General features: G+C 63.4%; 8 protein-coding genes. All 8 read right to left on the reverse strand.

Annotated features, from left to right (window positions below; all coding sequences use genetic code 11):
- Nucleotides 1–180: 180 nt before the first annotated feature.
- On the reverse strand, nucleotides 181–1,245 hold the full coding sequence (locus tag AC1DON_RS05875; protein ID WP_476933820.1) for a LacI family DNA-binding transcriptional regulator: 1,065 nt from the start codon (nucleotides 1,243–1,245) through the stop codon (nucleotides 181–183).
- Between the two features lie 219 nt (nucleotides 1,246–1,464).
- The gene (locus tag AC1DON_RS05880) at nucleotides 1,465–2,883 is read right to left on the reverse strand and encodes a hypothetical protein (RefSeq protein ID WP_476933821.1); all 1,419 of its coding nucleotides are present in this window, start codon (nucleotides 2,881–2,883) and stop codon (nucleotides 1,465–1,467) included.
- A gap of 30 nt (nucleotides 2,884–2,913) precedes the next feature.
- Complete coding sequence (locus tag AC1DON_RS05885; RefSeq protein ID WP_476933822.1) at nucleotides 2,914–3,411, reverse strand: hypothetical protein; 498 nt, start codon at nucleotides 3,409–3,411, stop codon at nucleotides 2,914–2,916.
- Between the two features lie 25 nt (nucleotides 3,412–3,436).
- Nucleotides 3,437–5,083, reverse strand: coding sequence for a secretion protein (locus tag AC1DON_RS05890; RefSeq protein WP_476933823.1), 1,647 nt, complete (start codon nucleotides 5,081–5,083; stop codon nucleotides 3,437–3,439).
- The gene (locus tag AC1DON_RS05895) at nucleotides 5,080–5,655 is read right to left on the reverse strand and encodes a hypothetical protein (protein ID WP_476933824.1); all 576 of its coding nucleotides are present in this window, start codon (nucleotides 5,653–5,655) and stop codon (nucleotides 5,080–5,082) included. The genes AC1DON_RS05890 and AC1DON_RS05895 overlap by 4 nt, the downstream gene beginning before the upstream one ends.
- A 140-nt stretch (nucleotides 5,656–5,795) precedes the next feature.
- Nucleotides 5,796–7,040 carry a tetratricopeptide repeat protein gene (locus tag AC1DON_RS05900; RefSeq protein WP_476933825.1) on the reverse strand — a complete coding sequence of 415 codons (1,245 nt, stop codon included), beginning with the start codon at nucleotides 7,038–7,040 and terminating at the stop codon, nucleotides 5,796–5,798.
- 317 nt (nucleotides 7,041–7,357) lie between these two features.
- Nucleotides 7,358–9,922 carry a TonB-dependent receptor gene (locus tag AC1DON_RS05905; protein WP_476933826.1) on the reverse strand — a complete coding sequence of 855 codons (2,565 nt, stop codon included), beginning with the start codon at nucleotides 9,920–9,922 and terminating at the stop codon, nucleotides 7,358–7,360.
- Nucleotides 9,923–10,106: 184 nt separating this feature from the next.
- Nucleotides 10,107–11,732 (reverse strand): sulfotransferase family protein, encoded by a 1,626-nt coding sequence (locus AC1DON_RS05910; RefSeq protein WP_476933827.1) that lies wholly within the window; start codon nucleotides 11,730–11,732, stop codon nucleotides 10,107–10,109.
- Nucleotides 11,733–11,794: the final 62 nt, after the last annotated feature.

Below are 11,794 nucleotides of genomic sequence, written 5' to 3' on the forward strand. Positions count from 1 at the left end.
CAGGCGTCGCGACCGGGAAATGGCTGTTGCCACGGGACGAACGCCGTCGCAAAGCCACCATGTTATAACATGACCTGCCCGGCATAGGACATCGCCATGGACCTCGGGTGCAGGAGCCGGTTCAGTTTGTAAGTTGTTGAAAAAACAATCAGGCTTTGCCCATCTGGGCCGGGAAATGCCCTAGGCCTTTGCCAGTGGCGCCGTCGACATGCGTTCCACGATTTCGAAGGGGTGCATTTCCCAGGTCGGCTCGTAATCCATGCCGCTGCGTTGGGCGCGGATCTGTTGCAGGACAAGATCGACGGCGCGGACAGCCATGTCCTTTGTCGCCTGGCGGACCGTGGTCAGCTCCGGCCAGACGGTAGTGGCGACAGTGGTGTCGTCAAAGCCGACGACTGACAATTCGGCGGGGACCGAAATGCCGAAACTGTGCGCGTTAGCCAGGACGCCGGCGGCCATATCGTCATTGGAGGCGAATATGGCGGTCGGACGCTTGGCCAGTCCCAGCAACTCGGCCGATGCCTTGAAGCCGGAATGATAATCGAAATAGCCCTGTACAATCAGCTCCGGATCGGCGTCGAGGCCGGCCGCGTTCATGGCGGCCATGAAGCCTTCGGCGCGGAAATCGCTGGCCCGGTTGTTCGGGTGTCCCTTGATGAACCCGATGCGCGTGTGACCAAGCGCGATCAGCCGCATGGTCATGGCGTAGGCGGCCGCGCGGTCGTCGATGCTGACAATGGTGCGGCCTGTCGGTTGCTGCGCGGCGGCAATGCCCACGGAAGCCAGGCCCAGGGTCTCGAGTGTCGTCGCGACTCGGTTGTAGTTGGATAGTGGCGCTGGGAGGATGACGCCGTCTATGCCCGACCGGCTGAAATGCTCCAGTGCGTCTACAGCCCCGTCAACGTCCGGACAGGGCTGAAGGCTGACGCGGCAGCCGCAGCGGCCGCTTTCCATCAAAACACCGAGGAGGACTTCGTTGAGATATGCCGTTGACGGATTGGAATACAGGACGGCCAACTGGATGGTTTCGCGGGTGGCCAGGGTGCGCGCTGTCGGGCTGGGTGCGTAGTTCAGTTCCTTGATCGACGCCAGGACCTTTTGGCGCGTCTCATCACGCACATTCTTTTCGCCGTTGATCACCCGCGACACAGTCATGGAGGACACGCCGATATGCCTGGCTACATCATGGATAGTCACTACATTGCGGCCACGTCGGGCTGCTTTATGGTTTGTGTCAGTATCCATGGTCCGGCGACGAACTATTCCATCTGTAATTTCCGGATAATAGCCTCATTACCTGCATTTATTAAATTGGTTTTTTGCCGCGAAGGTGTGGCGGCGTCATGCTGTCCATTAAAGAGCGGTTATGCGGAGATGCTGTCTCGCTTTTATCTGCTGGCGGCCCCCTTGATGAGGACCGCCATAGAGGCTGTATTCACAGCCCACGGCTCTTGGCATATCGCCTTAGAAATTTGGCCGGGTGACCTGCGGCGTATTTTGGTTCGGGACGCGGACTGTCGTCAAAGGCTGCAGCACAAAGGTGACAGACTGTTCAAACGGCGTGCCGGCCGGTGAACCGACCGAAGCCGTCGCGATCGTCGTCCGGAAGCTCTTGGTAGTGCATCCCGCCGCTTCTGTGGCGTGCAAGGGTAGTTCGAAGGTCGTCGCGCCTGCGGTTGCCGTCAGCGTACCTGAAGTCTGGGTAAAGCAGTTGGCGGGTGCGCCATCAGTGGGCGTAAGCCGCCACGCGAAGGTCTCGCCTGTGCCCGCCGCCTGGTAGGTCGTGACCTTCAATGCCAGGTCGGAGCTCAAGCGCCCGATATTGGGGTTGATGACCGGCGCGGCGATGATCTTGGGGCCATAGGCGGGCTCGGACTTCAGTGTCAATTTCAGCCGTGCGCCGGATCCCGGCGTGATGTCGATGTCGAAGCTTTTGCGCCCGACAAAGGTCTTCAGCACCTCGTCGTCGAGCGTGATCAGCCCACTCCTGTCCTTGCGACCATCCTGTTGGCGAAAGCTGGCTTCGAGCCCGTTCGATACCGTCATGCCAAGCGTCGGTGACGGACCGGAGAGGGTCGTGGCGTCATTCACGCCCTTGGTCACAAAGCTGGTCAGCAGATGGCGGTTGTAGCACTGTTCGATCGCGCCGGTGCGAACCAGCGGCAGGGTCAGGGTCAGGTCTCGCCCGGCATTGCTGATCTCGCCCTTCATGCCGTAGGCATCGGCGCACCGGGGCAGGGTGCGCGTGTCGGGACTCGTCCCCGTCGTGCCGGAGGACAATGGTGCCTGGACGCTGTTGGAAGGGCCGGGGCAGCCGGGGCCGGTACAGTTGGCGTTGCTATTATTGCCGGCGGTCGGAAGCGGCGGCGGGGGCGGCGCAGCGCTACCCGTAGTAGTGCCGCCTGAGGCGCGGCCGTCCGCGCGGTTGGCCTCGTCCCATTCGGCATTCTGGGCGACGCGCGGTGTAGCGGCGAAGGCGATGGTTTCGCTGCCGATGCGCAGGGTGCCGTTATTGGCGGAACCGACGCCCGGCAAGTCGATCTCGACGATGATCGAACCGATATTACCGCAGCCGCGTGCGCCATTGACCCCGCCGCCGCGACCTTCGACGCGACGGGCCGAAGCGCCGCTGATCCCGGTTATCTGGGCGTCCGGTGAGGTATCGATGCCGTGGCCATAGAACTCGAACTTCGCCTTGCCTTCGCCACCGATGACCAGCCGGCCATTCGCCGGCCGCCACAGGGCGAAATTATTGTTCTCCTGGGCCGTGGCGCAGTTGCGATCGCCATCGCGCGGTGTTGCCATGCTTTCGACGGAGGCGTGGGCCTGGGACGCCACGGCTGGAAGGAGCAGGGCGCCCGCAAGAATAGTCAGTGTACGCATGATCATCTCCTTGTTGAGATTTGAATATGATTACTGCCTGGCCGCTGTGGGTGCGCGCTTCTTGCCTGGGACGGTAGGGGCGGCGCCGTCGTCACTGTTGGACGTGGCGGGGCGGCTGGCGCCGGTCTGGCTCGATGACGAAGACGAACTGGACGAGGATTGCGACGTGCCTGAGGTGCTGCGGCCGCGTATCTCATTGCCAATCAGCGCGGTGTGCAGGTCATTGCCGGTCTTGCGCGTTTTGCCGGTGTCGTAATTCTGGGTGTAGGTATCGCCATTCTTGGCGCCCGGCATCTTCTTGCAGTCGATGAAACCCGTCATTTTGCCACCGCCCGTATTGACCCAGACGTCGCCATCGCCGTCCTCGTCGCCATCGCTTTCATCAGAGGCTTCGGCGACGTCGGCGGGAACGCCAACCAGCTTCATGATGGCGACGCATTCCTGTTTGGCTTGGGCAGGGACGTTGCTGAGCAGACTTATGGGCAACAGGGCAGACAGGACGGCCGGTATGATAAGCACTTTACGCATGACATTTTCCTCCGGTTTATAGGGTTCAGGGGATAAGCAGGTCCTTGACGATTTCGCCCTGGTCGCGCGGCAGGCTGGGCCAGGTCAGGCGGGCGTCATCGCGACGGCCCCGCGTGAACAGGCGGGCGTGTTCCAGCTGCCGGGTAATGGTGGCGGCATCGCTGCCGGGAGCGACGACTGTGCTCCACAGGCCGATCAGGCGCTCGACATCGGCCGGGCGGGCCCACGGGCGGGCGTCGAACGCGGTGACGGCCGACGGCGTCACCAGGATCAGCACGGCGTCGCGTTTATCGGTGGTGATGCGACGGTTGAACAGTGAGCCGACGATCGGCGCATCGCCGATGACGGGTGTCTTGGTCGCGCTCGAATCGCGCACGCTTTCGGACAGGCCGGACAGGATCAGTGTCTTGCCGAAATCGACCTCGACCGTGGTCGACACGGTCTGGCGCCAGGTGTTGACCGACTCGTTGAAATTGCCCGCCGGCTCACCCGACAGGAAGGAGCGCGTCACCTCGATCTTCAACCGGGTGCGCTCGGGCGTAATGTCTAGCGGCGTCACCTTGACATTGGTCCCGATGTCGATCGATTCCAGTTGCGAGAAGTTGACGCCCGACACAGCGACCTTGGCCGAGCGGCCGACGAAGAAGTCGGCGGGCTCACCGCGATAGGCGCTCAGCATTGGCCGGGCGACGACCTGGTAGTACTGGCCGAAGCGATTGAAGAGATTGAGATTGTAGGTCAGCTGCGGGATGGTAATCGCCTGGGTCACTGTGCGCGCGATATTGCCGCCGCCGCTATCGACCGTCTCCTCGCGGAAGCCGTACTGCGCCTGCAGGCCTTCCAGCAGGTTGAGGCCGATACTGTCGCGTTGTGAGGTCTGCGACAGGATGATGGCGACGTCGACGGACACCTGGTCGGGTGTGGCGGGTGCGGCCTGCGACATGGTTGCCGCGGCGGGCTCGGCGGCACCTGTGCGCGTCAGTTCGTTGATGCGTGTCAGCACGGCCGGCGCTTCGTCGGGCGCCAGCGCCTGGAACTGCGCCAGAGTCGCGCGCGCCTCGGCATCGCGGCCGGTTGCTGCCGAAGCGAGCGTGGTGATTTTTAGAGCGTCCTTCCGCACGGTGGCGTCGGGCGAGCGCGCGGCCTGGGCGGCGCTTAATGACGCCAGTTGCGGATCGCCGGCCAGGTAGGCGGATATGGCCAGGGACAGCAGGGCGCGGTGGTCGTCCGGGCGCATCAAAACGGCGCGGGCGAAGTAGGACTGTGCCTGGGCATAGCGGCCACGATCGTGCGCGGCTTTTCCGGCCAGGACCGCCGCCCAATAGGCGTTCTGCGAACTGCGCAGCGCCATGTCGTAGCCAGCGGTGGCGACATCCTGGGCGCCAGGGTCGCCGCCTGCCGCCTGTTGCGAGGCCAGGGCCAGCAGGGTCTGGCGGTTGGCGTCGGACGGATTGCGCGCGGCTGCATCGCCAAAGCCGCGCACGGCCTTGTCCGTGTCGCCCGCCAGCAGAGCCCGTGCGGCCGTATCTAAGCCACCGTCCGTCTCATGTGCGGCAGCAGTGGTCCCGCCGGTGGTGGCGCAGGCCGACAGGCTGACCAGCATCAGGGTGCAGGCGAGAATATGGGATGCACTCTTGGTCATGGTAGTCTTGGTCATGGCGATCTTGGTCATGGATGTCCCTCCAGAATCCAGTGGGCGCGGATGTCTCCTGCGCTGAAGGCGTAGGCGCCGGACCGGGCGTCGTAGCTGAACGACCAGGCGGCGAAGAACGGATCGGTAGAAAAAGACAGGCGCGTCGCCGTGTCCCCCGCCACCGGCACGACGGTGAAGGCGTCGGCAGGGTCCAGCACGGCCATGGCACTGTAGAGGACGTAGAATCCGGCAGCGCGCGCCGTGCCGTTGACGCCGGTGTCGAGACCACCAGCGGCAGCGATCAGCCGGTTGAAGTCGACCGGCGCGACGTTACGTACGCTTTGTGACCGCGCAGCGTCCTTGCGTTGATAGATGCCATTGCGCCGGGCGTGGACCTCTATGGGTGCGCCGTTGACGCACAGCAGAAGCGTCTCGATGACGCCCAGTTCGGCGATGCGGAACAGTCCGGTCTGGCGCAATTGCAGGGCCGCCTTGACGTTCGCATAGGGGATAAAGCGCGCAGCGGCCCTGGCCGTTCCTGACGCCAGAATGGCAGTCGCTCCGGCGCCGATCAGCGCCCTGCGGGTCAGTCTGGCGGTGGGATTGGCCATGCGTCACGGCTCCACGGTCCGGGGGTTGCAAGTCCCTGAAAACGTGAGCGCTTTTTGGCGACATAGCCATGTCGCAATGTGTTGCAAACAAGGGTTTGTGGTGGCTTCCGCCCCGTCGTAAACGGAGGTGCGGGCGTGAATCAGATCACCGACGCTGCCTTGCGCCGCCGGACCAACTGGCTGATCTCGGCATCACCCATCCACAGCCGGAGGATTCGCGCCGTTACCCCGGCGTCACCCCAGACCTCGCCGCGCGCGTCGGCGGCCTTGAGCAGGGTCAGGGTTTGCTGGCGATCCTGCGCCACCGAGGCCAGAAAGACCGGCCAGGCGTGGGTACGCCGTGTGCCGGCGGCCACCTCGGCCATGGCGCGCGCCATCAGCATGCGCTGGACTTCGGTCGCCCCGACCTTGAGCGCATCGCGTAGGCGCGCAGCATGACCCATAAGCTCCGCGTCCTGGCGCAGGCGCGCGTGTTCGCTCAAGGACTGGACGTAGCCGACATAGTCGCCGTCAGCCAGGGCCATCTCGGACATGCAGTCGTGGATGACCGGAAAGTCGGGGTGGGTCCTGGCCAGTTCGGTCAGCGCAGTCTGTGCACCGGCCTCGTCGCCGGCCGACCAGCGTGCCCAGGCGACGTCGGTCTGGATGGCCACCGATCCGGGCTCGATCAGGCGGGCGGCGTTGAGCTCCTTTTGCGCGGCGACGTGCTGGCCATTGTCAGCCAGGATGTTGCCATACCAGAAATGGCTCTGCGCGGACGACGGATCGAGTTCCAGCGCCCGGCGGAAGGCGCGGCCAGCTTCGGCAGGCTTGCCTTCCCACCAGTAGAGGATAAAGCCCAGCGCCCGGTGCGCGCCCGGCAGGTTGGGGTCGAGCGTAAGGGCGCGTTCGGCGGCGGCCTTGGCCTTTGGAAAGGCGTCGCGGTCGGCCATGGCGCCGAACTCCCGCGACAGCAGGTAGGCGTCGGCCAGCCCCGACCAGCCGGGCGCGAAACGCGGATCGCGGCGCGTCGTTAGTTCAAAACCGGCTATGGCGGCGGCCAGGCGTTCCGGTGTCCGCTGGGCCCAGTCGTCGCGCGCCTTGAGATAGGTGGCGCTGACGGCAGGGTCCGAAGGCAGGGCGGTGTGCGATGGTGCGGGACGGCCCATCAGGATCGTTGAGAGAATGATGGCGGCCAGGACGACAGCGGCGACGCCGCCGATCCACATTTGCCGCGCTGTCAGGTGAAACCCGGCGGGTGGGGCAGACGTCTCCGCGCCGTCTTCGCTGAGATTGGACTGGCTGGCGGCCCAGCGGTCGAGCTCTTCCTTGACCGCATAGACGGTACCGGTTTTGCCGCCCGGAATGCGCTTGACGGGCAGGCCGCGTTCACGCGCCCAGCGCATCACAGTTGTCCGGTCACGCCCGAAGTGCGCGCCGATGGACTTCCATCCATCTAACCGACTGCTATCCAAGCGACTGGTCGACACCGCATAGCCCTTTCCCGGCATGGCATGAGATGCACTACGAGCACGGAATATACCAATGTTCGGTTACAGCAACAGGTCTTTTTGCCACCGGCCAGAGATCGTGGGGCAGATGCTTCAGGCGGGACACACCTTGTTCCAGCCGTGACTATTCTGCGCGGGATTCGCCTGGCCCGCAGGAAATAAAAAGGCGGCTCTGAAACAGAACCGCCTTTTTCCTGTTTTGTCGAAGGGGTTTAGAACTTCGACCCCAGCCTGAACCCGAAGGTGCGCGGCGTATTGGTGATGACGTAGTTGCGTTCGTAGCACGAGCCGCATTGCTGATAGCGGCCCAGTTGCGCGCGCTCGTCGGTCAGGTTGGTGAGGAACAGTTCCGCCGTCCAGCTGTCCCATGTGGCGCCAATAGCGAAGTCGATCGTCGTATAGCCTTTCAGCTTGCCGATCTTGTCCGCCGGATTGACGAAGGCAAAGGTGCCGATCTCGATCGCCTGGGTGCGGATGTCCGACGTGGCGTCCGACTGGTGTGCGACCTTCACCTGCCAGTACGGCGCGTACTTGCCCATCTCCCAGCCGTAGCGGGCGACGGCGCTGAGTTTCAACTCCGGCGTGATGGGCAGGCGCGTACCCTTGGGTGCGGCGATGTAGTTGTCGTTGTCTGTCGGGGTCAGGACGGGCGAGCCGGTATCGTAGCGCGTCTCATAGGTGGTCACGACGCCGGTGCAGGTCGGGTCGTTATCGTCCTGGAAGCCGCACAGGTTTTCGGTCGTCTTGGCGTCGGTATAGGCGCCGCTGGCCGTAATGGTCAGGCGGTCGCTGGCTTGCCAGACGACGTCCGTCTCAATGCCGTTGATCGTGGCGTTTGGTCCGTTGTGCACTTCGGTGAAGCTGTTGGCGCCCAGGAAGGAGAACTGGAAGTCCTTCCATTGCTGGGTAAAGACAGCGCCGTTGAAGCGGACCTTCTTGTCGAACAGACTGGTCTTCCAGCCGAACTCGTAATTGGTCAGGAAATCGGCCTCATACGGCGCGACCGTGCCGCGTCGGTTGATGCCGCCCGGACGGAAGCCCTTGGAATAGGTGCCGTAGATCATGGTGTCAGGCGTGGTGCGCCAGGTCAGGTTGATCTTGGGTGAGAAGCCGTCGCCCTTGGCGTGCTTGGGGCTGACCGACTTGTCGGCGTTCTGGACACCGAGATTGGTGCAGGGCGAGCCTTCGACCGCGGCAGCAATCCAGGTACCGGTCGGATCGCGCGGATTGACGGCGCCAACGGTATCTGTGGTGAAGCAGCGGCGCGCGCCCGATGAGCCATAGACGGCATTGGGCGGGGCGCCATTGACGAAGTCCGGATTGAGGCCGAAGCCGAAGAAGCCGATCAGCGAATTGTCGTAGCTGAAGGCGCGGCCACCCGCGGTCAGGGTCAGGTCCGGCGTAATATCGAAACTTAGCTCACCGAAAATGGCGCTATCGCGGTCGATCCGCTCCTGCTTGGTCAGCCACAGCGTGCCCGGATGGCCATTGACCGATACGGCGGCAGCCAGGCCCGGCACCTGGTAGTCCTGCAGGATGTCGTGGGTCTGGTGCTGGAAGAACAGGCCGCCGACGAAGCGCAGGCGTTCCTCGCCCGGCGTCGCGAAGCGCAGTTCGTGGCTGGTCTTGGTATACTTGTCCTTGGCCACGATCCATTGGCGCGGATCGGTGACATCGCCGTTATTGTCGTAGAAATAGAAATAGCCGGCATTGCCGCCACTGCCCGAATAGAGCTGGTCATAGGCTTCGGCGTAGTCGGTGTAGTCGGATTCGGTGTCGACCTTGCGCTCCATGTAGGCGCCGGCATAGGTGACGTCGAAAATGCCGACCTTGCCCTGGACCGTCAGGGCGGCCTGGGCGAAGCGGTCGTGGCCCGACTGCGGGAAAAAGGCCTGGACGGCCAGGTCGCCAACGCTTTCGTCAAAGCCGCCTGCGCCGTTGCGCTTGGCGTCCTGGCCGATCAGCGATGCGTTGACGGTCCAGTTGTCGTTCAGGTCGATCAAAAGGGCGGCGCGTCCGCCGACAATATCCTTGTCGTTATAGTCTTCTTCTACGAATGCGTCGTTGTCGACGACAATGCCGCCCGGGACCGGCAGGAAGGCGCGCGTGCCGGGGACATTGTCGATGAAACCGGCGTCGTGCTGGGCCCAGCCGACGAGGCGCAAGGCGGCATTATTGCCGATCGGCGTGTTGAACATGCCTTCCAGCTTGCCGCCCGTGCCGCCATGGGCGACCGAATTGGCTTCGACGTCGAAGCGGCCGAAAGTCCCCGAACGCGTCGGCTTGTTGGTGATGATGCGGATGGTGCCGGCTTCGGACGAGGCGCCGTAGAGCGTGCCCTGCGGTCCGGCGAGGGATTCGATGCGCTCGACGTCATAGATGTGGACGTCCAGCGCGCCGCCGATCGTCGTTACCGGCTGTTCGTCGAGATACACACCCGTCGAAGGTTGGGAGCCCGAGTGGTTGCCGTCGCCGCCCGAGGCCACGCCGCGGAAATAGAGGCTTGAGCCCTGATAGGGGTTGTTCTGGAACGACACCGACGGCAGCAGGGCGACATAGTCGTTGACGTCGGCGACATTGAGCTGGTCCAGCTTCTTGGTGCCCAGCACCTGGATGCTGATCGGCACGGTCTGGAGCTTTTCGGAGCGTTTTTGCGCCGTGACGATGACCTCGCCCTGGTCTTCGCCGGCGGGCGCTGCCTGCGCGTGCGCCAGAACCGGAAGGGCACTCAGCATGGTGGTGGACAGCAGTGCTGCCGTAAGTGTGCGTGACCGCATGATAACCCCGCATTGTTGCTTAATGCGGAGGATAGAGGCGTATTGTGATCACGCGTCAATTGGTATGCGAGGCAACCGGATTGTCGTGACAATACCGTGTCACTTTTGCCACGATCGTGCAATTGCACATTTATCTGTATACGGATGAATGTGGAGGGCGAATATTGACGCCAGGGAAACGGTGTTATGGTGCTTCTGGATAGGCATTCAGTACCGGGCCCAGCGCCTGCTTCAGCGGCTCTAGCCACGGCTCAAAGCCTTGCCAGGTATCAGTTCCATCGCGATTGATCGGGCGTCGGACCTGTTCGGACGAGGGCGTGCGAACAGCGCGCTCGGTTTCGAAAAAGCGCAGGGTGCCCTCTTCGAATTCCAGCCCGCACGCTGAAATCAGGGCGCGGATTTCTCCCTCGGTATTGTCGATCAACTGCTCGTGAATTGTGCGGTGCACAAAATTTGGCAAGCTGGTGTCGAAGTGTTTCATGAGCCGGACATAGTCGGCATAATACCGGCCCATGTCATCGAGTGAATAGCTGAAGTCCTGGCCGCGCGCGAAGTGCTGCTTGAAGTTCGAAAAGCCGCAAGCGAGGGGATGGCGGCGCGCGTCTATGATCGTGGCATTGGGCAGGATCAGCCGGATAAAACCGGTATGACCCCAGTTGTTGGGCAGCTTGTCGACAAAATGCGGCCGGCCGGTCTTGCGATGAATGCGGGTGCGGGCAAGATACTCTTCGCCCAGTTCGCGGAAGCGCTCTGGCGGCAGGTCCTTGAGCCGCTGCGGATAGTTGCCGCCGCGCCGGGCCAGGGCCGGAATGTCCGGCAGTTCCTGCGTGCCTTCGATCTGGCTGTGGCTCGCCAGGATCTGCTCGATCAGGGTCGAGCCCGAGCGCGGCATGCCGACCACGAAGATCGGGTCTGAGGCCTCGCACCCCCAGCCGTGCCGTTCGGCGAAAAACTCAGGCGTGAACAGGGCGATGCATTCATCGACATAGGCCGCCGTGTCATCGGCCTTGTAGGTGTTGGTCTTGCGGCGGATTGCATTGCCGCTGTCATAGTGCGCGAACGACGCTGCATAGTCCTTGCGGTCCTCCAGCGCCTTGCCGAGCGCGAAGTCGAGATGCAGCCGGTCGGTGTCGCTCAATTCCGGGTCGGCCAGAGCCTTTTCCATGGCGGCAATATCATCGCCGGCGAAACGCACGACCTTCAAATTGGCCAGGCTCCACCACACTTCGCCCAGGTGCGGTGCGATCTCCAGCGCCCGGCGGTAGGCTTTGACGCCGTCATCCGTCCGCCCGACGGTTTTCAGCGCGTGGGCGTAGCTCATCCACACCTTGGGCTGGTTGGGCTGTTCAGCCAGAAGCGCCTCGTAGATGGCAATACCTTCCTCAAACTCGCCAATGCGACCAAGAGCGGCCGCCTTGAGATTGGCGGCGCCGAAGGTCTCGGCGTCGATGGCGTCACCCATCAACTGGTCGAGTTCGGCAATGGCGTCGGCCGGGCGGCCCTGACGGTAGAGGACGGTCGCCAGGTTGGCACGTGCTGCCCCGAAGCCCGGTGCCAGCTCCAGCGCCCGGCGCAGCAGGTTTTCCGAGTCGCGATAACGGCCGATGCGCGCGGCGACCTCGGCCAGCATGCGGATGGCTGCCACGTCGAACGGATTGTCCTTCAGATGCGCCCGCAACAAGGGCTCGGCTGCGTCGATACGGTTCTCCTGAAGCGCCACGGCAGCGGTCATCAGTCGGGGGTTGCGCAGACCGGCGCTGATGGCGCGGGCCGATCGGGAATCGAGCAAATGTGGGGAGGATCTAGACATTGCCAAATACTTGCCCCGTCGCCGCAGGATTGTAAATCGCTCTTACGGCCAGGTGAAATGGG

It is taken from the genome of Asticcacaulis sp. P4_H10, from assembly GCF_056400965.1.